This is a genomic window from Commensalibacter papalotli (ex Servin-Garciduenas et al. 2014) (assembly GCF_000527695.1).
GTDB classification, from domain to species: domain Bacteria; phylum Pseudomonadota; class Alphaproteobacteria; order Acetobacterales; family Acetobacteraceae; genus Commensalibacter; species Commensalibacter papalotli.
In genome coordinates, this window is the sequence record NZ_ATSX01000001.1 from 197,283 (window position 1) to 223,141 (window position 25,859).

Here is a 25,859-nt window from a genome sequence, read left to right on the forward strand (position 1 = left end):
AGGTATTATATTTATTTAATAAAAAGGCTATTTGATATAAATGCAAAATCATAATTCACCTTCACATGATCCGATACAGTGGCATGGGACAACGATTTTATGTGTTCGTCGTGATGGTCATGTCACGATGGCAGGTGACGGCCAAGTAACCTTGGGACATACCGTCGTCAAAGGAAATGCAAAAAAAGTTAGAAGAATAGGATCTGGTGGTAATATCCTTGCAGGATTTGCAGGGGCTACAGCAGATGCATTTACTTTATTAGAGAGACTTGAGAAAAAATTAGAACGTTATCCTAATCAGCTGGAACGTGCTTGTGTGGAATTGGCACAAGATTGGCGTACGGATCGTTATTTGCGTCGATTAGAAGCTATGTTATTGGTTGCTGATCATTTGCACTCTTATACTTTAACAGGTAATGGGGATGTATTGGAACCAGAGGATGGTGTTGTCGCCATTGGTTCAGGTGGAAATTATGCGCTGGCTGCAGCACGTGCTTTATTAGGTGTTGATGGATTAACATCTGAAGAAACAGCACGACGTGCGATGGCAATTGCAGGTGAAATTTGTATATATACAAATTCCTCCCTTACCGTAGAGACATTGTCAGCCAAAGGTTAATAATTATGAGTGATACTATTCCTACCTATTCTCCTAAAGAGATTGTTGCAGAACTAGACCGTTATATTGTCGGTCAGAATGATGCTAAACGCGCCGTATCGATTGCCCTTCGTAATCGCTGGAGGCGTGCAAAATTGTCTGATAGTATTCGTGAGGAAGTCGTTCCCAAGAATATCTTGATGATTGGCCCAACGGGATGTGGTAAAACTGAAGTTGCACGTCGTTTGGCGCGTTTATCTCAGGCACCATTCTTAAAAGTTGAAGCAACAAAGTTTACAGAAGTTGGCTATGTTGGCCGTGACGTAGAAAGCATCGTACGTGACTTGGTTGAGGCTTCATTGATTATGTTACGCGATATTAAACGTCGTGATGTCAAAGAAAAAGCTAAAGATGCAGCGAATGAGCGCTTAGTGATTGCATTGGTTGGAGAAAGTGCATCTGCGGAAACTAAAAATAAATTTATGCAGATGCTATTAAATGGTGAGTTAGAGGGCAAGGAAATTGAAATCAGTCTTACTGATGTTTCTTCATCTGTAAATCAATTTGATATTCCAGGTATGCCTTCAGCTCAAGTCATTAACTTTTCCGATATGATGAAAGGGTTGATGAATAAATCTGAAAAATCTCGTAAGTTAACGGTTTCCAAAGCTAGAGAAGCATTAATCCGTGAAGAATCAGATAAGCTTTTAGATAATGATGCATTGGTACAAGAAGCTATTAATCGTACTCAAAATCATGGTATCGTCTTTTTAGATGAAATCGATAAAGTTTGTGCACGTTCTTATGAAGGTGGTGGCGGACGAGGGGGAGCGGATGTATCTCGTGAAGGGGTGCAACGTGATTTGCTTCCTTTGATTGAAGGGACTACCGTTTCTACGAAATATGGATTAGTGAAAACAGATCATATTTTATTCATTGCGTCTGGTGCTTTTCATTTAGCAAAACCTTCTGACTTATTACCTGAATTACAAGGGCGTTTGCCTATTCGTGTTGAGCTTGCAGCTTTAACATGTGAAGATATGCGTCGTATCTTAACTGAACCCGAACATTCTTTGTTAAAGCAATATATAGCTTTGATGGAAACCGAAGGGGTAAAATTAACCTTTACCGAAGATGCGGTTGATGCAATTGCCCAACTGGCTACGGATATTAATGAGCGGGTTGAAAATATTGGTGCACGTCGTTTGGCAACGGTAATGGAAAGATTGTTAGAAGAAGTTTCTTTTACAGCTTCTGAAAGACCTGGGGAAGCAATTGAAATTACGCGTGATGATGTTCAAGAGCGTGTAGCCTCATTAGCAAATAAAAGTGACCTTAGTCGCTTTATTCTGTAATCCTGTAATTTTGACCTGGACCACACGAGATTTATGAATGTCTGACCCTTTTATTGTTCCTCTAGAGCAGAGTGCATCCGAAGCTATTGAAGTTATTCGAGATGAATTGGAATTATTCGATGACTGGATGCAGCGTTATCGTTACTTGATAGATTTAGGGGAAAAGCTGCCAGTGTTCCCTCAAGAATGGCAGAATGATGAGTTTCGTGTCGTTGGTTGCCAAAGTCAGGTTTGGCTTAATTTTTGTGAAAAAGAAGGAAATCTTTTTTTTGCAGGCAGCTCTGATGCTGCGATTGTAAAAGGATTGGTAGCGTTGTTGCTCAGAATTTATTCTGGGCGATCTTATCATGAGATTTTAAAGATTGACCCCATTTTTATCAAAGATTTGGGCTTGGCTGGGGCGTTATCTGCTAATCGCAGTAATGGGGTTGCGTCAATGGTCAAAGCAATTCAAGGAATTGCACAAAGTTACTTATAATTTTATTTATAGATGTTTTTTTTATCCGTATAAGCGCGGAATTGTGATTTTGTTTTATTTTAAGAGCAGAGTAAAAATAAACAAAATCAACTTTTTCTTTGATTATAAAGAAAAAATATAGAGAGGCTACATATGAAACGGACTATAGGAGATTTTCTACTCGACAGATTGTCTCAAATTGGTGTTAAAGATATCCTTGGTGTTCCAGGAGATTATAATCTTCAACTTTTAATTCAAGCAGAAAAAAGAAAAGATATTAATTTCGTAGGTACTCGTAATGAGCTTAATGGTGGTTATGCTGCGGATGGATATTCTAGATTAAATGGAATTTCAGCATTACTAACGACCTATGGGGTTGGAGATCTTAGTGCAATTAATGCGATAGCAGGTGCTTATGCTGAATATGTTCCTATTGTTTGTATAACAGGTGCACCTCCATTAAATAGTATGTATCGACGTCGTTTTTTGCATCATACAACCGCAGAAGGTAACTTTGAAGATGTTATGAGCTGTTATCGATCTTTTACGGTGGCACAAGCAAGGATTGCACCTCAAAATGCAGTAGAAGAAATTGATCGTGTGTTACGTGCTTGTGTTCGTAAAAAACGCCCTGTTTATCTGCAAATTCCTTCTGATATTACGTTTTTTGAAATTGATGTTTACAATGAAAAGCTTTCATTGCGCCAGCAAACGAGTGATGCTCAGCAACTAAATGCTGTTGTTGCGTGTATAGAAGAAAAGCTTGCCAAAGCACAAAATCCTTCTGCGTTACTTGGAATGGCGTTAGATCGATTTGGGTTGCATGATGCTACTCAATCTATGATTGAAAATTTGCAGATACCTTTTGCAACAACATCTGCAGCACAATGTGTATTAGACGGTGACCATCCTCAGTGGATTGGTGGATATAGTGGACATTCATCTTCTGATTTAGTTAAAGCTGCGATTGAGGAATCAGATTGTTTATTTGGATTAAATGTCAAATTTACAGATAGTAATTCCAGTTATTTTACCCAAAAAATCCCAGAGAATATGATTGATATTCGTCCATTTAGAACGATCATAGGCCATCAAGTTTTTGAAGGTGTTTCTGCGATTGAGTTACTAAATCGTTTATCTGAGATAAAACCTCCTAGAAAATATCAAAACTGGAAACCAAAGACAGCTAAAACGGGTAATTCTTGGGTAGCCAAAAAAGATGAAAAACTTATTCAAAATCGCTTTTGGGAACGTGTGGAAAAATTCATTAAGCCTCATGATGTTGTCGTAACTGAAGCTGGAACTTCTATGCGTGGGGTTAAGATTTTAGATATGCCTTCTGGTATTACGATTATCAGTCAACCTTTATGGCTTTCTATTGGATATTCTTTGCCAGCACTCTTTGGATCTTCATTGGCACAGCCAGACCGTAGACAAATGATTTTCATTGGGGATGGTTCATTTCAATTAACTGCTCAAGAAGTATCTTCATTTTTTGAACACGATCTTAAGCCAATTATTTTCTTGATTAATAATAGAGGTTATACGATTGAGCGCGCCATTATGGGCTTTCATGCTAAATATAATGATATTCCGAACTGGAACTATCGTCAGTTATTTGATGCATTTAGTGATGGAAAAGAATATTTTGCCCGCCAAGTTAACACTGAAGATGATTTGGAAAAGGCATTAAATGAAGCTGAAAAAGTGCCAGATCAATTGCGTTTGATTGAAATTATGTTTGATCCTTTGGATATTCCCAAAGCGGTTCAATCTTCTGCTAATATGGTGGCGGCTTTTAATTATGGCCCAAGGGGTCTAAGAGAGCTTGATAAAAAGATAGATGATTAAGCTATTTATATAAAATATAAATTAAAAAACCAGTAAATAATTTATTTACTGGTTTTTTTATACGCTAATTTAACAAAAATATTTATTTTAAGTAATATTTTCTTGTTGAGGAACTTCGATATCGATTTCTAATGTAGAGAAATCATTACCTCTATCGACTTTGATCTGAATTTTTTCTTGATCAATAGAAATATGTTTTTGAATGACTTCCATAATTTCTTTTTGTAATTTTTGTAACAAATCTGAATTTGAATTTCTGGAAGACCGCTCATGTGCAAGTAGGATTTGTAAGCGATCTTTGGCAACAGGGGCAGAATTTTTCTTAGTAAACAAATTTGAAAAAAAACTCATGATCCATTCCTTCCAAGTAACCAGTTAAAGAATCCTTTTTTATCGGTAGGAACGGTTACTTCAATTTTGTCCCCTTGCAAACGTTTTACGGCCTCAGTATATGCGCGAGCTGCGGCAGAATTAGGGGAAGATAATGTAATAGGAGAGCCAAGATTTGAGGCTTTTAAAACATCCTCACTTTCTGGGATGATGCCAATCAAGGGAATTGAGAGAATTTCAAGAATATCATCTGTATTTAGCATATCGCCACGAGATGCTCGGCTAGCTGCATAACGAGTTATTAAAAGATGTTTTGGTATTTTTTCACCTTTTTGTGCTTTGTCAGTGGTACTGTCTAAGATACCAATTATACGATCACTATCGCGTACAGATGATACTTCTGGATTCGTAATAATAATGGCTTCATCGGCGAAATGCATAGCCATCTTTGCGCCGCGTTCGATTCCAGCAGGGCTATCACAGATAATCCAATCGAATTTTTCTTTAAGTTCGGTAATAACTTTTTCGACACCATCTTCGGTTAAGGCATCTTTGTCTCTGGTTTGTGAAGCGGCAAGAATATAAAGGTTTTCAACACGTTTATCTTTGATCAATGCTTGGGATAATGCTGCTTCACCTTGAATGACGTTTACAAAGTCAAAAACTACACGCCGTTCAGCCCCCATAACGAGGTCCAGATTTCGAAGTCCAACATCAAAATCAATCACAACAACACTTTGTCCTGTTTGCGCCAAGGCTGCCCCAATCGCAGCTGTTGATGTTGTTTTACCAACCCCGCCTTTTCCAGAGGTAACAACGATTACCTTTGCCATATTATTTCCTTTAATTCTTACCAGTTAGAAAATTATTACTTGATATTATGTAGCAATGCTAGAGATTTAGAAAGGGATTTACCCATTATTATTTTATTTTTATTAAAGGAGTTACAGTCATAACATCATGATCTAAGTAGACTTGTGCTGCTTTCATGCTTAAATGATCGTCGACTTCTTCTGCGGTCATGTAAAATCCATCAATTGCCATTAGTTCTGCCTCAAGTTGATAAGCAAAAATTCTGGCTTTGGGTTGACCACTAATCCCTGCAATGGCTCGGCCTCTTAATGCCCCATATACGTGAATAGATCCCCCGGCGACGATCTCAGCACCAGAGGCAACAGAATTAGTGATAATGACGTCTCCTTCGGGGAAAAGGATACTTTGACCAGATCTGACAGGCTCATCAACAATAAGACATGGGGTCGGTGCGTTTGAAGGTAGAGGATTAGCAGGCATATCTAAATTATCGATATGTTTTCCATTACCGAAAATAAAAGTTTTTGGCCAATTTTGAAGAGCGTCCCATGTGGATGATCCGCCTTCGACGCAAATTACTTGAATATTCCTTTGAGTTAAAGCAGTATGAAGTTCATCCAACCCTTCTTCATTTCCAGAGAGAAGTTCAAGATTAACAATAACAGGCTTACCCAAGAAAAAGAAAGAAGAGCTTTTGAGTTGTTGGTCCAAGCTTGATAACCAGTCAGACAAAGAGCCTTCTGGAGAGAGAACTAAGGCCAAGAAAGAGCGGCCTCTAATACGTATTTTGGGAAGAGAGGGAGAGGTGTCCGGCACGAATAATATTTCCTATTATACAAGCAGAAAGAAAGATCAGATTAACTTATAATGTTTTATTTAGGATGAAAATTAAAAATTGATTTTAATATCCATTTTATCTTTTTTTGTCACTTAAATATCTATTATTTTCCAAATTTTAAAAAATAGTGTTTTTTGGAAAAGTTTGATATTATAAATTGTTTTTTAGCAATATTTCATAGGATATTGAATGTAATGGTGATAAAGCTGTTAAATTTAAAAGTTCAATGTTATATTTTCATTCGTTTATGATTTTATAGAAAAAATGGCTAATTTATATGCGTATGTTGTATCATCTGCCTCTTTGTCCGTTTAGTCGAAAAATTCGCCTAATTATGGCAGAAAAACGGTTGTCTTTTGAATTAATGACAGAGACGGTGTGGAAAAGAAGACCAGAATTTCTTGCGATTAATCCTGCTGGAATGGTGCCCGTTCTGGTAGAGGAAACAGGATTAACTATTCCTGATTCTTATGCAATCTGTGAATATTTAGAAGAAGCTTACCCTGACACCTCATTGATGGGACGAACGCTTGCCGAGCGAGTTGAGGTGCGGCGTTTAACAGCTTGGTTTGATGATAAATTTTCGCGCGAAGTTACGCACAATCTTTTATATGAAAAAACCTTTAAACGTTTTTTTGGTAATAATAACCCGAATGCACAAGCGTTAAGAGAAGGTTATGAGAATATCAAAACACACCTTAATTATATTGCTGAACTAACTGAAAATAGAGTGTGGTTGGCAGGAAATAATTTATCTATGGCCGACTTTGCAGCTGCTGCGCATCTATCTGCATTGGATTATATTGGGGATGTAAATTGGGACAAGAATCCTTTGGTCAAAGATTGGTACGCACGTATTAAATCCCGCCCTAGTTTCCGTTCTTTGTTAAATGATCGAGTAAGTGGTGTTATTCCTCCGAAATATTATGCTGATCTAGATTTCTAATCATTTGGATGAGGGTATGAAGTCTGAAAAACCTGTTATTTTGCAAGTGTTGCCGGCCTTGGGGACTGGGGGTGTAGAGCGTGGCACTGTTGAAATGGCGCAGGCAATTATTAATGCAGGTGGAGTGGCTATTGTCGCAAGTGCCGACGGTATTTGGAAAAATGCATTAGAACGCATGGGTGCGGTTTATATTAATCTGCCTTTAAACTCAAAAAAACCTTGGGTGATTTGGAAAAATCAATTTGCTTTGGAAAAAGTAATTAAGGATTATCATGTTGATATCGTGCATGTACGTTCCAGAGCGCCAGCATGGTCTGCTTGGTTGGCAGCAAGAAAATCAATAGTTCATTTCATCACAACTTGGCATGGTGTATTCAGTGAAACTTGGAGAGGGAAACGCTGGTATAATCAAGTTATGACCAAGGGTGAGCGTGTGATTGCGATTAGTCATTATATTGCTGAACGATTGAAAAATAACTATGAAGTAAAAGAACAGATATTGCGTGTTATTCCTCGTGGTGTTGATTTAAAATCTTTTGATCCAGAGCATCTTTTAGGGGACAGAGTCGCTGATATTGCTCAGAGATGGAGAATTCCTGAAAGTAAAAAAATTATTTTATTGCCAGGGCGTCTAACAGCTTGGAAGGGACATGAATTGCTGGTGCGTGCGATGGCTAAGATTGGTTCAGAGCATCAAGATTGGATTTGTGTTTTTGTTGGGCCGTCGAAGGTCAAAGATCAGTTTACTCAAAAGCTTATGTTATTAGCAGAACAATTAAAAGTTAGAGATCGTTTATATTTTGTCGGCAATTGTCAAGATATGCCCGCAGCTTTGACATTGGCTAATATTGTCGTTGTGCCTTCTTTAAAGCCTGAACCTTTTGGTCGCGTTGTGATCGAAGCTCAGGCGATGGAAAAACCTGTAGTCGTGGCTAATCATGGTGGGGCTGCTGAAACGGTCATAGATGGTAAAACAGGATATGTTTTTGAACCTGGAAATTCAGATGCTTTGGCTGATTTATTACAGCAATTGATGGAACAATCAGAAGCTGATTTAAAATGGGTAGGAAGGCTTGCCAGAGAGGATGTGCAAGAGCATTATACGCTTGAGCAAATGCAACAAGCAACATTAAAAGTTTATAATGAGATCCTGCCTGAAACAAAACAATTAATGCTACTATGAATAGAACATCGAAAATTTTGGTGATCAGATTAGGTGCTTTGGGAGATTTTATACAAAGTTTTTATCCTTTTGCCGCTATTCGTCAATATCATGCACAAGATGAGATTACATTATTAACCACAGCGCCTTTTGTCGAGCTAGCACAGCATAGTCCTTGGTTTAACTCTGTAATTGTTGATGATAAGCCACATAAATTTAATATTGTGGGTCGATTAAAATTGCAAAAAAAATTGCAAGGGTTTGATTTTGTTTATGATTTGCAAACCTCTGGACGTTCCAGTCAATACTTTAAATTAGCAGGAAAACCACGATGGTCCGGCATTGCTAAGGGTTCATCTCATCCACATGATAACCCTAATCGTAACGAGATGCATACAATTGACCGTCAAAAAGATCAGTTACAAAGGGCAGGAATTACTGATTTTCCTGAACCTGATTTATCATGGTTAGCGGCAGAGACTGGTTCTATTCATAAACCTTATGCGATTTTGGTTCCTGGTTGTTCTATTAAACGACCTGAAAAGCGATGGCCTGTTGAATATTATGGAGAAATTGCCAAACTTTGTGTTGATCAGAGTATTCAACCTGTTGTTGTAGGCAGTCATGCTGAGCAAGCGCTTGTTGAGAGCATCAAAAAGCAGTGTCCACAAATAATTAGTTTAATTGGACAAACAACTTTGTTAGAGTTGAGTGCTATTATGAAAAAGGCAAAATTTGCACTGGGAAATGATACAGGTCCGATGCATTTAGGGGCTATGGTGGGGTGTCCCAGTGTGGTTTTGTTTTCATCTGGCAGTGATCCTCTATTAACTGCCCCGCGTGGACGTGATGTAAAAATAATATATAAAGAAAATTTAAAGGATCTTTCTGTAAAAAAGGTTGCGCAAGCGCTGAAGTGGGTTCATTAATTTCTTGTTGTTTTGAGATAAAGATTTGAATTTTTTTGTTCTGGAGATTTGATTATGCTTTCTATTACTTTGCCTGATGGTTCTATCCGAGAATATGATGGACCAGTAACAGGCTTGACGATCGCACAATCTATTGGGGCGGGGCTGGCCAAAGCAGCTTTGGCGATGGAAGTGAATGGTAAGTTGGTTGATTTATCTGTGGCCATTACCGAGGATTCAACCGTTAAATTTATTACTAGAAAAGACGAAGAAGCACTAGAACTGATTCGTCATGATACTGCTCATATTTTGGCTCAGGCAGTTCAAGAAATTTATCCTGGAACACAAGTCACGATTGGCCCTGCAATTGAGAATGGATTTTATTATGATTTTGCACGAGATGAGCCTTTTAAGCCAGAGGATTTAGAAAAAATAGAACGTCGTATGCATGAAATCGTGACACGCAACGAAGCTTTTATCCGCAAAGTCATGCCTCGCGATGAAGCGATTCAATATTTTGAAAAAATTGGTGAACATTATAAAGCAGAACTTATTCGTGATTTGCCAGAAACTGAAACAATTTCAGTGTATCAACAAGGCCCTTGGTTAGATTTATGTCGTGGCCCACATATGCGTACAACAGCTGATGTTGGGAATGCGTTCAAGTTGACCAAAGTTGCAGGTGCTTATTGGCGTGGGGATTCTAAAAATGCGATGTTATCTCGTATTTATGGAACAGCTTGGCGGGATAAAAAAGAGCTGGATGCGCATTTAACGCAACTAGAAGAGGCAGCACGTCGCGATCATCGTCGTATTGGTAAAGAAATGGACTTGTTTCACTTGCAAGACGAGGCCGCGGGTTCAATTTTTTGGCATCCTAAAGGATGGCAACTTTATACTACTTTACAAAATTATATCCAACGCACGCAACGTCGATATGGATATGTTGAAGTTCGTACGCCTCAGCTGGTTGATCGTTCCTTGTGGGAAGCCTCTGGGCATTGGGAAAAATTCAGAGAAAATATGTTTATTGCCTCTGTTGAAGATGAAGATCGTACTTATGCGTTAAAACCTATGAATTGTCCTTGTCATATTCAGATTTTTAATCATACGTTACGTTCTTATCGTGAACTACCTCTACGTATGGCTGAATTTGGCGCGTGTCATCGTTATGAACCTTCGGGTGCTTTACATGGTATTATGCGGGTGCGTTCTTTTGTTCAAGATGATGCGCATATTTTTTGTAGTGAAGATCAGATTACTTCTGAAACAGCTTTATTTGTTCATATGCTTTCTGAAGTATATAAAGACCTTGGATTTGAGAGTTTCCGTGTAAAATTTTCTGATCGTCCTGATGTTCGTGCAGGAGATGATGCAACTTGGGATAAGGCTGAAAACAGCTTAAAGGATGCTTGTAAACAAGTTGGTGTTGAATTCGAGCTTAATCAGGGTGAAGGGGCTTTTTATGGTCCTAAACTCGAATTTGTACTTAGAGATGCCATTGGTCGTGATTGGCAATGTGGTACATTGCAAGTTGATTATGTATTACCAGAGCGTTTAAAAGCATCTTATATTGGTGAAGATAGTGCCAGACACCGTCCTGTGATGTTACACCGTGCTATTGTTGGCTCATTTGAACGATTCTTGGGGATTTTAATTGAGCAGTATGCGGGTTCTTTTCCACTATGGTTAGCACCAGTTCAAGTCGTGGTTGCAACTATCGTTAATGATGCTGAAGAATATGCGCAAGAGGTCGTGGATTTATTGCGAGCAACAGGCATAAACGTAGAGCTTGATGCCAGAAATGAAAAAATAAACGCAAAAATTCGTGAACATAGTTTGCAACATGTTCCTGCTATTTTGGTCGTTGGGCGTAAAGAAGTTGAAGAACGAAAAGTTGCTATTCGCAGGCTGGGTGGCGCAGCACAAGAGGTGCTTGATCTAGATGAAGCGGTAGAGATTTTAACCAAAGAAGCAACTCCTCCAGATCATAATCGTGTTCCTGTTGCAAAACAAAAATTAAATCTTCATTGTGAAGGCTAGATCGTTTAATAAAAATAGATTATACTAAGAATCAAACAGTTTATATACCTTTAGAAAGAGTATCATACAGAATATATGTGCATTTATTGCAAAATAAAGTTATGTCTTTCTAAGGTAAATTATTAGAAGGAAAAGTAACCATAGTAGTAAAGACATCGACACCTCCCACGACAAACCGCGAAGGTCCGCTTGTTGATGAGGAAATTCGTGCACCTCAGGTTCGTCTTGTTGGTGCTGAAGGCGAAATGTTAGGCATTGTTGCGACACGTGAAGCTTTGAAAATGGCTCATGCAGTTGGGTTAAGCCTTTTAGAGGTTAGCCCGAATGCAGAGCCTCCCGTAGCAAAGATTCTTGATTACGGTAAGTTCAAATATGAACAACAAAAAAAGAAAAATGAAGCGCGTAAAAAACAAAAAGTCATTGAGATCAAAGAATTAAAAGTTCGTCCAAATATTGATCAAAATGACTACATGGTTAAATTAAATGCTGCAAAGCGTTTTCTTGCCGGTGGTGATAAAGTTAAGTTAACGCTTCGTTTCCGTGGTCGAGAAATGGCTCACCAAGAGTTAGGTGTTCAACTTTTAGAACGTTTTCGTTTGGATTTGGAAGCCGAAACTAAGGTAGAACAATTGCCAAAACTTGAAAATCGCCAAATGATTATGGTTTTAGCGCCACGTTAAAAAGATAAGGTATGTAAGAGATTACATACCTTTTTTATTATAATTAAATTTATAAAAAATCCTCGCTTTTCATATAATGATAGATTAATTTTACTCTGAGATTTTATAAAAATATTGTACTATATGAAAAGCATCAAGGAATTTTTTAATGACAATACAGTCCCGTTTTACTGGTTTTTGCCAAGAGGTTAAGGATGGGATTGTTGTCGGCTGGGCAATTAATATTGTCGCCCCTCAAGAGCATGTTATTCTATTTGTTTATATTGATGATCAAAAAATAGCTGAAATTAAATGTGATCAAAATAGAGAAGATATTCAAAAACAAATTAATTTCTTACGCGGAGATATTGGTTTCCAATTTATTATTCCTGATAAATTTCGAGATGAAAAAAAACATGAACTCTGTTTTCGTTTTTCAGATAACAATGTATTATTGTTTTTAGATCCTCAAAAACAAGGGGGAAGGTTGCCTTTTATATCATTTTCGCTATCTGAAAATAATAAGGTAAATCAATATGTTTCTTATATTGATGGATGGAAAAATGGCGCAATTAATGGTTGGATTTTAAAAAAAGATTTATATACAGGTCAGTATACGGGAAATTGTGAAGTTAAGGTTTTCGTTAATGGTACTGAATTAAAAACAATTTCTGCCAATCGTTATCGACCTGATGTTGCCAGTGCTTCAGGAGGGGATCCATATTGTGGTTTTTCCGTAGTTGTACCGACAACGTTAAGAAGACGTTATCGTGCAACGTTCAGGTTATTAATTTTGCCTGAGGAAATAGATGTCGAAGGCAGCCCTTATGAGGCAACGCTTATTGATGATGTTTTAGAACAACAGCTGATTGTAATGAACAATCATGTTGACTCTCTTTATAAAGAAATCACACAATTACGCAAAGAAATACAAAAACTTGTTGCTTTACCTGAATATGTCATAGAGGAATATGATGTGTGGGCAAGAAAATATTTTCCTTTTCTTGAGCCTAAAACTAAATCACTGCAACAACAAATAAGAAAAAAAAATATTCCTTTTCAGAATCCTCTGGTTACAATTATTTGTCCTGTTTATGACCCGGAATTACAATATTTCAGTGAGGCTGTTGAATCTGTATTTAGACAGACATATCAAAACTGGGAATTATTATTAATTGATGATGGTGGTAAATCAACAGAAATAAAAAAAGAATTAAAGTCTTTAGCTAAAGAAGACCCTAGAATTAAAGTAATTACATTAAAAGAAAACAAAGGTATCTCAGCAGCAACCAATGCTGGAATTAAAAAAGCAACAGGTGAGTGGATAACTTTTTTTGATCATGATGATTTGCTGGTTCCTCAAGCATTGGAAATAATGCTTTATTCTGCTTATTTGCAAAAGGCTAAAATTGTATATTCTGATGAGGATAAGCTTGAGAATAGTGGTATATATATTCAACCTCATTTTAAACCAGATTTTAATTATCGTTATTTGTTAGGTATCAATTACATTTGTCATTTTTTAATGGTTAGTGCCGATCTTGTTAAGAAAGTAGGGCAGCTTCGATCAAAATATGATGGTGCTCAAGATCATGATTTCTTATTACGTTTAACTGAAATCACGCCTCACGATACAATTTATCATTTACCTGAAATTTTATATCATTGGCGAATGACCCGTAACTCTACAGCTGAGACAATAGATCATAAACATTATGCAATTGATGCTGGTGTCGCATGTGTTAGTGATCATTTAAAAAGGATGAAAAAACCAGCTATAGTGTCTTCTTTGGATGGGTCTACGGCTTATCAGATTGAGTGGAAAAGCCAAACATCTCCCCATGTTGCCATTATTATACCTTTTAAAGATCAAGCAGAAATAACACAAGAATGTGTAGATCGACTATTAAAGAACACAAATTACATAAATTATACTATTTTACTGGTTGATAATGGTTCGTGTGAAGAGAAGACTTTACGATTTTTAGAGGAATATAAAAAGCATGATCGAATAGAAATTCTGCCAATTCATGAAGAATTTAATTTTGCTCGATTAAATAACTTAGCCGCAAACCATATCAAAGCTGAGTTTTATCTCTTTTTAAATAATGATGTTTTTGTAGATGATCCAAATTGGTTAACGAAACTGGTGAATGAAGCCGCTTTATTTGATGATGTTGGTATTGTCGGGAGCAAGTTATTATATCCTAATGGCCGTGTACAACATGCGGGTGTTATTGTATCGCTTACTCACGTTGCTGATCATTTGGGTAAAGGGGAGAAAAAAGATGACGAAGGATACATAAAGCGCTCTATATTATCTCAAGAATTGACAGCAGTTACAGCGGCAATGATGTTAGTTAAAGCCTCTGTCTTTCATGAGGTCAATGGTTTTAATGAAATTCATCTTAAGATTGCGTTTAATGATGTTGATTTATGCTTAAGAGTTAAAGAAGCAGGGTATAAAGTTGTTTTTTGTGCAGATTGTGTTGCTGTGCATCATGAAAGTCTCTCTCGGGGGAGTGATGATCAGCCAAAACATAAAGCCAGGTTTGAAGCAGAAATTAAATATATGAATGATACATGGAAAGATACGAAAATGTATCAAAATGATCCTGCTTATTCACCTTATTTTTTGCCTGAACCTCCATTTTTTCATAACTTAGTCGATCCTGATAAATAGAAATATGATTAAATCCCTATTTTCATAAGTGTTAATATTAATGAAAATAGGGATTATATAAATTATTTCTCGATCTGGTTAAAATCAGCTATCAGGCAAGCAGTTTGGTCGATTTGAGAAAGTAATTTAAGACGATTGCTGCGAATAGCAGAATTTTCGTCATTGATGGTTACCTTTTCAAAGAAAAGATCCAAAGGACCTTTTAGGGTTGTAATGCTGTTCATGGCCTTATCGAATTGTTCTTGTTTAACGGATGCACTGATTTGTTCCATGGCTTTATTCAATGCAGAAGAAAGATTTTTTTCTTCATCTTGTGTAAATAAAGCAATATCAGTTTCCCCTTGATGAGGTCCGTCTTTTTTATTTTCGATACGTAAAATATTGCTGGCGCGTTTAACAGCTGCCAGTAAATCTTTACCATCGTTTGTTGCAACAAAAGTTGTAATAGCTTCTACTTTTTTCAAAAGTTCAACTAAATCGGTAAACTGCTTGGTTGGGGCAACAGCAGATAAGATATCGTATCGAGAACCTTCACTGCGTAATTGCACATAAAGACGTTCGTAAATAAATTCTGATAAAAGTCCAAGATCTCCAGAAGATTGTAACGCTTGTGGCAAGCCAAGGACAGCAAAGTCAAAGAGCGCTTTAATATCAAGGCGAAGTTGATTTTCACGAATAATACGAATAACACCCAAAGCAGCACGACGCAAAGCATATGGATCACCAGAACCACTAGGTTTTTCACCAATAGCAAAGAACGTGGTTAAAAGATCAATTTTATCGGCCAGAGCTGTAATGATAGAAACTATTTGTGTTGGAACACTATCACTTGGGCCAACAGGTTTATAATGTTCAGAAATTGCAAGGGCAACTTCAGGGGATTCTTGGTCATGTTTGGCATAATACCCTCCCATAATCCCTTGAACCTCTGGGAACTCACCGACCATGCCTGTGGTAAGATCGGCTTTACAAAGTAAAGCAGCACGTTTTGCAATTTTTTCATCGGCTTTTAATTGTTTAGCAAGATATCCTGCTAATCGTTCTAAACGTTGGATACGCTCATATTGACTGCCAAGTTTGGCATGAAAAATCACATTTTGCAGTTGTTGATTACGTTGTTCCAAAGAAGTTTTGCGATCTTGATCCCAGAAATAACGAGCATCAGCAAAACGTGCACGTAAAACACGCTCATTTCCTGCGATAATTAGCTTGCCTTCATCATCAGGAATAATATTGGCAACAAATGCAAAGGCACTAGCAGGTGAACCATCTTTATTTTTTAAGGCAAAATAGCGCTGATTGACTCGCATAGATACTTGCATAACTTCAGGGGGGAGGTCCATGAAGATTTCATCAATTTTACCCAACAAAGGAACGGGCCATTCAACCAATCCTGTAACTTCGTTTAATAGTCCTTCATCAGGAACTAATTCCAGATTTGCTTTTTGCGTTAACGCTGTAATGTCATTAAGAATTTTTTCACGACGTTTATCTGGATCTGCAATGACGAAACGAAATTCTAATGTATCTTCCCATTGTTGTGCATTTTGTATTTCGAATATTTCAGGTGCAAGATAACGGTGGCCTTTTGTCTTATTACTACAAACCAACCCATGTGCGTCATCTTCAGAAGTAGCCAAATTTAATGGAATAATTAGTCCATCTAAAAGACAGGTAATATAGTGAAGAGGTCTAACCCAAGTAAATTGACTGCCATTACCCCAACGTTGAGATTTAGGCCAAGGGAATTTCCAGAAAATCTGTGGTAAAGCGTGAGCTATGAAATCTGTTGCTGATACTTCAGCGACATTCTTTTGTAATACCCAAAACCCATTTTCTTCAATAAGATCAGATTTTTGTGCTTGATGCTTACGCAAGAACCCTTCAAGCGCTTTTTCTGGTGCCGTTGTGCGTGGTCCGCGCTCTTGCACTTCTTGAGCTGGGATAGAATTTTTGATTGCTAGTTGAATAGCAATGCGGCGTGGTGTGCTGAATGTTTTAATCTGTTGAGGTGACAGATTACCCAGAGCATCACATAACAAGCGCTGAAGATTCTCAGTAGCTTGGCGTTGCATACGCGCGGGAATTTCTTCGGAAAATAATTCAATAAAAAGTTCTGACATCTTACTTTTCCTCTGCTAGCCAAGTTTCACAACAATGTTTAGCCAAGTTGCGAATACGACCAATATAAGAGGCTCTTTCATTCACACTGATCACCCCACGGGCATCAAGCAAGTTAAATAAATGGCTGGCTTTTAAACAATAATCATAAGCAGGTTGCGCCAATTTTTGATTAGCTAATGCTTCGGATTCTTTTTCTGCGTCTTTAAAGTGGCTAAATAGAATTTCCGTGTCTGCACACTCAAAATTAAAACGAGAATAATCTTGCTCTGCTCTAAGGAATACTTCACCATAAGTTAGACCATGATCATTAAACGCCAGATCATACACATTTTCGATACCTTGGATATACATTGCCAAGCGTTCCAAACCATAAGTAAGCTCTGTGGATGGAACCGAGGTTGTAATTCCTCCAACTTGTTGGAAATATGTAAATTGGGTGACTTCCATCCCATCGCACCAAACTTCCCAACCTAATCCCCACGCACCAATTGTTGGGTTTTCCCAGTCATCTTCAACAAAACGAATATCGTGTTTGCGAGGATCAATCCCAATTGCTTTATAACTTTCAAGTAAAAGTTCTTGGCTGTCTTTAGGTGAGGGTTTTAATAAAACTTGATATTGATAATAATGTTGCAAACGGTTGGGATTCTCGCCATAACGGCCATCTGCTGGTCTGCGGCAAGGCTGTACATAAGCCGCCTTCCAAGGGGTGTTTCCCAATGCGCGCAATGTTGTATGCGGGGATAGTGTTCCTGCACCAATTTCAAGATCATAAGGTTGTAAAATAGCACATCCTTTGGAATCCCAAAAATCATGAAGTTTTAAAATAAGTCCTTGAAAAGACAATGGACGGTTTAAAGAAGGTTTTGAAATCGTATTCGAAGGCATGAAGGTTATAATTCCAAGAAAACGAACAGAACAACAACATATTTTGAACAAATATTATTGTTATTTCTTTAGGTGTAAATAAAACAATTAACTATATAGTATATAGGATATAACACAATCAAAGCGAAAAAAAACTTGTTAAATTTGCTGTAAAAGCCACATACTATTACAAAGATTAAATCTTACAAAAAGGTTATGAATAAATGAATAATGAAGAACGTGAGCTTATTAATAAATTTTTTGATAGGGTCGGTGGTAGTGCCTCATCCCAACCTGGTTCCGTTCCTGTAGCGAATCAGATGCCGCCTGTTGATCCTGATGCAGACCGTTTGATTAAAGATAATTTACAAAAATACCCAGAGGCTGGGTATCGCATGACACAAATGGCAGTTGTGCAAGAAGCTGCGTTGGTTGAGGCACAAAATCGTATTCGTCAATTAGAATGGCAGGTGCAACAAACATCTCAACAAATGCAACAGATGCAACAACAAAGTCAAAACCAACCACCTGCATCTGGTGGCTTTTTGGGCGGGTTGTTTGGCGGAAATCGTCAACAAAGTCAGGCAGCATCACAAAATCAAGTTCCCCCTCCTGGGTGGGGAGCTCCGAATAACCAACAACAATTTCAAGGACAGCAACGCGGGCCACAGGGACAACCTGGACGTCCTTATCCTGGACAACAAGGGACTTATGGCGCCCCACCTCCTCAAAATTATCCTCCTGGATATCAACAAGGAATGTTCAATCGTGGCGGTGGCGGTTTTCTTGGTAGTGCTTTGACAACAGCAGCTGGGGTTGCTGGGGGAATGTTTGCTTATAATGCGCTTAGTGGCATGTTTGGTGGTAGCCATGCTGGTGGGGGTGCAGCAGCAGGAGGCGCCGTTGATCCAGCAGCGGCAGGTGCTGCTGATCCTTTTGGTGGTGGCGCAGATCCATTTGCTGGGACTGGAGCTGGGGTTGATCCTAATTTTGATGCAGGTGCAGGCACTGATGCTGGTTGGGGTGATGATACTTCTACTGATGATAGCGGCTGGGGTGGTGGTTCCGATGATAGTAACTGGGGCGACGATAGTTTTTAATAATCAGTTTCCAACTCTGTTAAGGAACTAATAATTTTACAGAGACAGGGCAATGATCTGATAATTTATTTTGCGCGTCATTGCTTTGTTCTTTGTATTTCATAACCCTTAGAGAGTCAGGTAAAAACCATTTATTAGCATTTGGGTCTATGATAAATCCATCAATGAAATAATTACCTTCCCAACAAGGATTAGCTTTGTAAGCGGTGGGGAAATATAGGTCTATATTGGATAATGATTTAAAAAATAAATCCTGTGGAGAAACAACCCGATTAAAGTCTCCTATGATGATAAAAGCTTGTTTTTCTTTGACGCGATTTTGAATCCATTTTTGTATAATTGGCTGTTGATCTTTTAATAAAATGCAAGATGGCTTCAGTTTCGGGCGGTCCAAGGGATAATCTTGACATCCAGATTTCAAATGAATAACGAGTATTCGCATGCTGCTTTGTTTTGTATAAAGAGTAATATCCAAGCCACTGCGTAGAGGGCGAAATCTATCAATATGACTCAGCTCTGTTAAATCCGAGTTTTGTTTTATATCTTTGAATATGTTTTTACGAACGGCAAGGGCTGTATGTTGAGCAATAGGGTCTTTTGAAATATAAAAGAGATATTGATCTTTTGGAAAAATTAAATTTAAAGTTTCAATAGAACCGACTTCTTGTAAAGCAATAATATCAGCCTGTAATTTTCCCCCATAGTGAAGCAACATTTTAAAATCAGCGGATTGCCTAAGATTGACATCTTGAGGAATAGGAAAGTTTTGAGTGTCTTTCTGTGAAACTAGCCACTCTACATTCCAAGTGGCCAGTTTTAGTATTGTTGCCCGTCCAGGCCTAGTGGTCAGTAAAAGTAATGTATAAAAAACATATAATAGAAACTTTTTATACATTAATGTTTAATAAATTATTCTTGTAATTTTCGTTCGTCAACTTGGCCTTGTAACAGGTCAATTGCTTGGCTGACGGTCATATCATGACGAGTTTCTTCGTTAAGAACATAAACCTGGCCATTGGGAATATCGTAATACCATCCTTGTAGTGCAATTTCATTTCTTGCTAGAGCCGCTGCAATAGAGGGGTGGGTACGAAGATGTTGTAATTGTAGTAAAACATTATGCTCGGTTAATGTTTGAATATTTTCAGGGCCAACATCAGTTGCCGTTAGAGCATCTGTAACAGCATGTGCTGTGGCTGCAAATCGTAACCAGCTTTTTACTGCAGGCATCGAATCTGTTTTTTCTGGATGAATTAATGCACTCATTGCACCACAATTAGAATGCCCACATACAATAATGGTTGATACTTTTAATGCGCATACGGCGTACTCAATGGCGGAGGTAACACCTCCCATAGCATTTCCGTATGCTGGAATGATATTTCCAATATTTCTTAAAACAAATAAACTGCCAGGATCTTGATCAGTCAGAAGTTCTGGGTGAATACGGCTATCTGCACAAGTAATAAAGAGTGTTTTAGGTTCTTGACCGTTGGCTAGTTTACTAAAAAGTTCTTTGCGCTCAGGAAATTTCTCTGTTTTAAAGCGTTTAACACCGTGTAAAAGATTTAATAAAGTCTGTTTAGGATTTGAGTCTGGCATATAATTTCTTTCATTTTTGTAAAACCAAGAAGCTGTTATTCAGCAAGAAGATAAAAATATCTTAAAGAGATAAGAGGATATTGCAATTTAATTTTGTATAAATTTTTGTTACAATAAAAAAAAGCAGGCTTAAAAACCTGCTTTTTTTGAATTTATGAAGCGATTTTTTTAATCTCTTTTAAAATAGCATCAAATGCTTTTTGGTATTGACTTGCATCGGGACCTCCTGCTTGGGCCATATCAGGTCTTCCACCTCCGCCTGTACCACCAACCGCAGCACTGGCAATTTTTACCAGATCAACAGCACTGATGGTTTGAGAAAGTACTTTATTAACAGCTACCACAAAAGAGGCTTTCTCCCCAAAAGAAGAGAAAACAACGGCAATACCGTTATTCATTTTTTTGACTAAGCTTTCTGCTAATGATTTTAGCTCTTTGGGAGCAACATCCCCAAGATTACGCATGATATATTCAATATCACCAACTTTATCTGTACTACCCTGTTTATCCCCTCCAACAGCGATTTGGTGTTGAAGTTTTGAAACTTGTTGTTTTAGTGATTTACGTTCATCAAGTAATTGCTGTAAGCGTTCTACCAATTGAATGGCTGGTGTATTCAATAAAGAAGCGGCTTCATGTAAAGAAGCTTCATTTTGTTTGAAATAACTTTCAGCAGCTGCGCCAGCCACAGCTTCAATACGACGAATACCAGCTGCAACACCGCTTTCAGAAATAATATGGAATAAACCGACTTCAGCTGTACTGGTAACGTGAGTACCACCACAAAGCTCAATAGACCAAGCTTTTTGTTTTTCTATGTCGTTACCCATAGCAACGACACGAACTTCATCGCCATATTTTTCACCAAATAACGCCATAGCACCCATTTTAACAGCCTCATCTGGGGTCATAATACGCGTTACTACGGGCTCATTCTTACGAATTTCAGCATTAATGGCGTCTTCAATTAACTTGAGCTCTTCGGAAGTTAATGGCTTTGAATGGCTAAAGTCAAAACGTAAACGATCAATAGAATTCAAACTGCCTTTTTGAGTAACATGATCACCCAGTTGGTTTCTTAATGCCTGATGTAGCAAATGCGTGGCAGAATGGTGGGCTTTGATTGCCTGACGCTCTGTATGATCTAAATCAGCTGCAACAGGCTCCCCGACTTTCACAGAGCCTTTGATGACTTTACCATAATGAACGGTCAGTTCACCTAATTTTTTTTGTGTATTGGTGATGCTAATAATGGCATTCTTAGTGGTAATATAACCTGTATCGCCTGCTTGGCCGCCACTTTCGCCGTAAAATGGGGTTTGGTTAAGAAGGATTGCAACTTCATCATTCTCTTTGGCTTCTTGCACGGATTGATTGTTAACAATTATAGCTTGAATTTCTGCATCGGCGGTTTCGTTTTTATAGCCTAAGAATTCTGTAGACCCATGTTTGTCTTTTAATTCAAACCAAACCGTTTCTGTGGCATTGTCACCCGATCCAACCCATGCAGCTCTGGCTCTGCTACGTTGTTCATTCATAGCAGTATCAAAACCTTCTTGATCAACGGTAAAGCCTTTTTCACGTAAAGCATCTGCGGTCAAATCAAGAGGAAAACCATAAGTGTCATATAGTTTAAATGCGACATCACCAGGAAGCTTTCCTTTACTTGGTAGTTTGTTAGTTTCGTCATCAAGTAAAGAAATTCCTCGATCAAGCATTGTTTTAAAACGTTCTTCTTCACCTTTTAAGGTTTCTGAGATTAATGCTTCAGCTTGAATGAGTTCTGGATATGCAGCCCCCATCTCTGTAATTAAAGCAGGTAATAATTTATAGAAGGTTGGTTCTTGTGTGCCAATCATATGTAGATGACGCATTGCACGGCGCATGATACGACGTAGTACATATCCACGACCATCTTTAGAAGGCAGTACACCATCAGCAATTAAAAAAGCAGCAGAGCGCAAATGATCTGAAACGACACGATGACTAACTTTGTGTGGTCCAAAAGGATCCGTATGAGTAGCCTCAGCAGATGCACGAATCAAAGCTTGGAATGTGTCAATATCGAAATTGTCTCTTTTCCCTTGCATGATCGCTGCAAAGCGCTCAAGTCCCATACCTGTGTCAATTGATGGACGAGGAAGAGGGGTACGTGTTCCAGGAGGGTCTTCAAAATATTGCATAAAGACCAGATTCCAGATTTCCACAAACCGGTCTCCATCTTCATCAGGCGAACCTGGAGGGCCACCAAAAACATCTTCACCATGATCGTAAAAGATTTCAGAGCAAGGCCCACAAGGCCCCGTATCCCCCATGCGCCAAAAATTATCAGAGCTGTTGATACGAATAATTCGATCATCAGAAAAACCTGCGATCTTTTTCCATAAAGTCGCGGCTTCTTCGTCCTCAGCGTACACAGTGGCAAGCAGCTTGTCTTTCGATAAACCAAATTCCCGCGTGATTAAATTCCATGCAAACTCAATTGCACCTTCTTTAAAATAATCACCAAAGGAAAAGTTACCCATCATTTCAAAAAAGGTATGATGGCGTGCTGTATATCCAACATTATCAAGATCATTATGTTTACCACCTGCTCTGACTACTTTTTGAGCAGTTGTTGCACGTGAGTAAGGACGATGCTCTTGTCCAGTAAATACGTTTTTAAATTGAACCATTCCTGCATTGGTAAAAAGCAAGGTTGGGTCATTTTGTGGAACAAGTGAAGAAGAGGGAACATGTTGATGATTATTTTTCTTGAAATAATCAAGAAAAGTAGAACGTATTTCGTTTGTACTGCGCATGGTAAAATAAATAATCCTAATCAGAATATAAACATGATCTGTTTAAAACATTTTTGGATAAAAAAATAGAGTAATAAAACTTTATGAACTATTTCACTATTTTTCTGATACTTTGCAAGTATAGCTGTTTAAACTTTTGCTGTGAAAGTTAATATTTTATGTCAGATGTTATTAAAGATACACTATCTTTATTTGATCGAGGTTTAATTGGACGTTTCCGTCGTGATTGTCAAAATGATTGGTTACAATTTACCCAACATAGATTTGTTAAAGAACTAGCAGCAGGCACATTGGAACAAAAAGAATTTCAGCAGTTTTTGATTCAAGATTATTTATATTTACATGATTATTGTCGTGTTGTTTCTTTGGCGATCTATAAAAGTAATGATTTCACAGAAATGCAATATTTTGCCTCTTTGATGCAAGGATTGTTAAATGCTGAGTTGCCTTTTCATATTAAATATTGTCAAGAGAGGGGAATTACGCAAGGACAGATTGAGAAAAGTTCGAAAACATTAGAACTTGTTGCCTATAGTCAGTATTTGTTAAGTAAATCTATGCAAGGAGATTTGTTAGATCTGATTGTGTTACTGTCCCCTTGTTTGGTGGGATATGGTGAGATAGGTTTGAGGATGTCAATTGATAAGTGCACAAATATCAAAAATAATCCTTATCAATCATGGTTGAATACATATACTGATTCTCTGTACATAGATTTGATAAAAAAAAGTTTTTATTTTATTGACGAACTAGGAAAAAAATATGGTGCTGAACAACGGTATCAAACGCTGTTAGAAAAATTTACAATGTCTGTACGATTGGAAAGTGCTTTTTGGAATGTTGGACGCGCCAATCTACTTGGGGCTATTTCCTAGTTTTTTTTGAAAATTTATTAGTATAAACAAGTTTGCGAGAGAGGTTAAAATTTGCAAGCATTCCAGCAGCGGCACCAGCGATTAATGCGATAATAGGGTGATTTAGGCAAGTTGTGCTTAGACTAAATAAAATAAAAACAGTACCGCGGTTTAAAAAAAACCCCATACTATTAGCAATAATATATTTTATCCATTGATATAAAATATATTGCTGTTTTCCCAATCCATTAAATGTCCAAAACCGGTTAATAAACCAATTTGATGTTGCAGCAATAAAATAAGCAATTAGGGTCGAGATGGTTAGTCCTATTAAAGGGCATAATAAATATACCGTGCTTGCATCAATTATTAAACCTGTAAACCCAACGAGTGCGAATTTGGTGAATTGTATCAGTTTTTTATGATGTTTATCAGGAGCTATATAATTGAAGAGCTTTTGAAATAATATATCAATAGAAGTTTTGACCACTCAGGAAAGACCTATAATGTTAAGTAATTATACGTATCTTATTTCATAAAAAAAAGGAGATATCAAAAGATACCTCCTTTTTTGAATTATTATCTAAATAATAAATTATTTAAGAATAATTTCTACGCGACGGTTTTGTGGTTCACGCACATTTGGTCCCGTTGGAACTAATGGATGAGATTCACCAAAGCCTTGTGTATAGATAGCACTTGCAGGAACGCCATCACGGATCAACTCAGCTTTAACGCTTTTTGCACGGCGTTGTGATAGACCCATGTTATATTTTGCACCAGCTGCGCCACCACGAGCAGATGAAGTATCGGTATAACCGTTAACTTCGATACGTGTTGTTTGAACGCGTGTAGATGCTTGAGCTGCTTCACGAACGATTTCACGAGCGCGAGGTGTTAAAGCATATTTATCGAAGTCAAAGAATACTAAGTATGTACGAGCAGCTTCAACTGGAGGAGGTGCTACAGTTTGAACTGGAGGAGGTGCTGGTGGAGCTGTATCAAATGCATAACGCAGACCTAAAATAAATTGGTGGTTGAAACGATGATCAACTTTACCATTACCTTTGTAAACACCATTACCAACCCAAGAAGTTGATTTATATGTAGATTGGTCTAATTGACCCATCATACGATATTCTGTTGTAACAGCAAGACCAGGTACGCCTGGGATGTCGTATGCAGCACCAACGATACCTTGGTATGCAAATCCACCATTGGTTCCACCAAGACGGTTTACGCTGCCATTACGGTAATTGGTTTGTAATGGACCCATATCTTGCCATAAGTAACCAGCACCAACACCAACAAATGGTGTAATAGGAACATCAATTCCGAATTGACGTAGATCGATATCATAAAGAACGTTTACTAATCCACCGTAACCTTGGTCATGTCCTTTGGTTTTGTATGCAGGTGATTCTGTACCTTTACGGCCATTAATGTTAGAATAGTTGTAAACGCCTTCTACTTCAACGCGAAGACCGTTACCAAAACCCCAACCAGCAGAACCAAAAGTTGTAAACCCGGTACCATGACGATACTGTGATTTGCTTCCTGCAGCACTGTTTGTGCCATTTGCACGTGTGCTAGGTGAGAATGTAGCATGTTGATTTTGAACTAAGTTATAACCACCACCCAAGCTAACATAAGGGCCAGTAATTGTGCTAGCCATCGCTGCAGCGGGTGTGGCTACTGCAAAAGTCGTTGCAAGTAATGCTGTACGAAGACGCATCTTGACTTATCCTTTTAATTAAGTTTTGAGCGATAGACCACCGATTAAGATGGAAGCTCTTAAATAAATGAAACTCTATAACTAGGTATTAATCTAATCAATTTTATTGTAAAACCAAGAGTTTTTTTTTGTT

22 protein-coding genes are annotated in these 25,859 nt (G+C 37.9%); 12 read left to right on the forward strand and 10 right to left on the reverse strand.

The genetic code is table 11. The features are described from left to right. The first annotated feature begins 40 nt into the window (after positions 1-40). The 4 genes from hslV to COMX_RS00930 all read left to right on the forward strand — a co-directional run bounded on the left by hslV (position 41) and on the right by COMX_RS00930 (position 4,261). A complete protein-coding gene (gene hslV, locus COMX_RS00915) occupies positions 41-619 on the forward strand; it encodes an ATP-dependent protease subunit HslV (RefSeq protein WP_034335995.1) in 579 nt (192 codons plus the stop codon). A gap of 5 nt (positions 620-624) precedes the next feature. Continuing rightward, complete coding sequence (hslU, locus tag COMX_RS00920; RefSeq protein ID WP_034335997.1) at positions 625-1,953, forward strand: ATP-dependent protease ATPase subunit HslU; 1,329 nt, start codon at positions 625-627, stop codon at positions 1,951-1,953. A 37-nt stretch (positions 1,954-1,990) separates the two neighbouring features. Next, complete coding sequence (locus tag COMX_RS00925) at positions 1,991-2,431, forward strand: SufE family protein (RefSeq protein WP_034335999.1); 441 nt, start codon at positions 1,991-1,993, stop codon at positions 2,429-2,431. A 132-nt stretch (positions 2,432-2,563) separates the two neighbouring features. Beyond that, complete coding sequence (locus COMX_RS00930) at positions 2,564-4,261, forward strand: alpha-keto acid decarboxylase family protein (protein ID WP_034336002.1); 1,698 nt, start codon at positions 2,564-2,566, stop codon at positions 4,259-4,261. Between the two features lie 87 nt (positions 4,262-4,348). Here COMX_RS00930 and minE read toward each other — a convergent pair whose 3' ends face one another. The 3 genes from minE to minC all read right to left on the reverse strand — a co-directional run bounded on the left by minE (position 4,349) and on the right by minC (position 6,220). Further along, complete coding sequence (gene minE, locus COMX_RS00935; RefSeq protein ID WP_034336004.1) at positions 4,349-4,612, reverse strand: cell division topological specificity factor MinE; 264 nt, start codon at positions 4,610-4,612, stop codon at positions 4,349-4,351. Further along, the gene (minD, locus tag COMX_RS00940) at positions 4,609-5,424 is read right to left on the reverse strand and encodes a septum site-determining protein MinD (protein WP_034336007.1); all 816 of its coding nucleotides are present in this window, start codon (positions 5,422-5,424) and stop codon (positions 4,609-4,611) included. Before minD ends, minE begins: the two co-directional genes overlap by 4 nt. An 88-nt stretch (positions 5,425-5,512) precedes the next feature. Then, a complete protein-coding gene (gene minC, locus COMX_RS00945; protein WP_034336009.1) occupies positions 5,513-6,220 on the reverse strand; it encodes a septum site-determining protein MinC in 708 nt (235 codons plus the stop codon). 299 nt (positions 6,221-6,519) lie between these two features. Between minC and fzlA the strand changes: the two genes are divergently transcribed. From fzlA to COMX_RS00975, 6 genes are all read left to right on the forward strand, one after another. Continuing rightward, on the forward strand, positions 6,520-7,188 hold the full coding sequence (fzlA, locus tag COMX_RS00950) for an FtsZ-binding protein FzlA (protein WP_034336011.1): 669 nt from the start codon (positions 6,520-6,522) through the stop codon (positions 7,186-7,188). Positions 7,189-7,204: 16 nt separating this feature from the next. Beyond that, the gene (locus COMX_RS00955) at positions 7,205-8,371 is read left to right on the forward strand and encodes a glycosyltransferase family 4 protein (protein WP_034336014.1); all 1,167 of its coding nucleotides are present in this window, start codon (positions 7,205-7,207) and stop codon (positions 8,369-8,371) included. Beyond that, positions 8,368-9,279 carry a glycosyltransferase family 9 protein gene (locus tag COMX_RS00960; RefSeq protein ID WP_034336017.1) on the forward strand — a complete coding sequence of 304 codons (912 nt, stop codon included), beginning with the start codon at positions 8,368-8,370 and terminating at the stop codon, positions 9,277-9,279. Before COMX_RS00955 ends, COMX_RS00960 begins: the two co-directional genes overlap by 4 nt. A gap of 54 nt (positions 9,280-9,333) precedes the next feature. Continuing rightward, positions 9,334-11,301: a threonine--tRNA ligase gene (gene thrS / locus COMX_RS00965; RefSeq protein WP_034336020.1), complete on the forward strand. Its 1,968-nt coding sequence runs from the start codon at positions 9,334-9,336 to the stop codon at positions 11,299-11,301. Between the two features lie 140 nt (positions 11,302-11,441). Further along, positions 11,442-11,981 (forward strand): translation initiation factor IF-3, encoded by a 540-nt coding sequence (gene infC, locus COMX_RS00970; protein WP_034336023.1) that lies wholly within the window; start codon positions 11,442-11,444, stop codon positions 11,979-11,981. 148 nt (positions 11,982-12,129) lie between these two features. Beyond that, on the forward strand, positions 12,130-14,643 hold the full coding sequence (locus COMX_RS00975) for a glycosyltransferase family 2 protein (RefSeq protein WP_034336026.1): 2,514 nt from the start codon (positions 12,130-12,132) through the stop codon (positions 14,641-14,643). 62 nt (positions 14,644-14,705) lie between these two features. Here COMX_RS00975 and glyS read toward each other — a convergent pair whose 3' ends face one another. Then, positions 14,706-16,766, reverse strand: coding sequence for a glycine--tRNA ligase subunit beta (glyS, locus tag COMX_RS00980; RefSeq protein ID WP_034336029.1), 2,061 nt, complete (start codon positions 16,764-16,766; stop codon positions 14,706-14,708). 1 nt (position 16,767) lies between these two features. Next, positions 16,768-17,655, reverse strand: a complete 888-nt coding sequence (locus tag COMX_RS00985; RefSeq protein ID WP_034336031.1) for a glycine--tRNA ligase subunit alpha — start codon at positions 17,653-17,655, stop codon at positions 16,768-16,770. 203 nt (positions 17,656-17,858) lie between these two features. Here COMX_RS00985 and COMX_RS00990 point away from each other — a divergent pair, with 203 nt between their 5' ends. After that, positions 17,859-18,734: a DUF2076 domain-containing protein gene (locus COMX_RS00990; RefSeq protein WP_034336035.1), complete on the forward strand. Its 876-nt coding sequence runs from the start codon at positions 17,859-17,861 to the stop codon at positions 18,732-18,734. 19 nt (positions 18,735-18,753) lie between these two features. On the opposite strand, the gene COMX_RS00995 is transcribed toward COMX_RS00990, so the two are convergent. The 3 genes from COMX_RS00995 to alaS all read right to left on the reverse strand — a co-directional run bounded on the left by COMX_RS00995 (position 18,754) and on the right by alaS (position 23,137). Beyond that, positions 18,754-19,629: an endonuclease/exonuclease/phosphatase family protein gene (locus COMX_RS00995; RefSeq protein ID WP_051461760.1), complete on the reverse strand. Its 876-nt coding sequence runs from the start codon at positions 19,627-19,629 to the stop codon at positions 18,754-18,756. A 14-nt stretch (positions 19,630-19,643) separates the two neighbouring features. Then, entirely contained in the window at positions 19,644-20,336 is a 693-nt protein-coding gene (locus COMX_RS01000; RefSeq protein WP_034336038.1) for a carbonic anhydrase, read from the reverse strand. A 152-nt stretch (positions 20,337-20,488) separates the two neighbouring features. After that, on the reverse strand, positions 20,489-23,137 hold the full coding sequence (gene alaS, locus COMX_RS01005) for an alanine--tRNA ligase (protein ID WP_034336042.1): 2,649 nt from the start codon (positions 23,135-23,137) through the stop codon (positions 20,489-20,491). Between the two features lie 158 nt (positions 23,138-23,295). On the opposite strand from alaS, the gene tenA reads away from it, so the two are divergent. Further along, complete coding sequence (tenA, locus tag COMX_RS01010; protein WP_051461761.1) at positions 23,296-24,012, forward strand: thiaminase II; 717 nt, start codon at positions 23,296-23,298, stop codon at positions 24,010-24,012. On the opposite strand, the gene COMX_RS01015 is transcribed toward tenA, so the two are convergent. Then, on the reverse strand, positions 24,002-24,481 hold the full coding sequence (locus tag COMX_RS01015; RefSeq protein ID WP_084051482.1) for a GtrA family protein: 480 nt from the start codon (positions 24,479-24,481) through the stop codon (positions 24,002-24,004). The genes tenA and COMX_RS01015 overlap by 11 nt on opposite strands. 105 nt (positions 24,482-24,586) lie before the next feature. After that, positions 24,587-25,726, reverse strand: a complete 1,140-nt coding sequence (locus tag COMX_RS01020; RefSeq protein WP_034336043.1) for an OmpA family protein — start codon at positions 25,724-25,726, stop codon at positions 24,587-24,589. Positions 25,727-25,859: the final 133 nt, after the last annotated feature.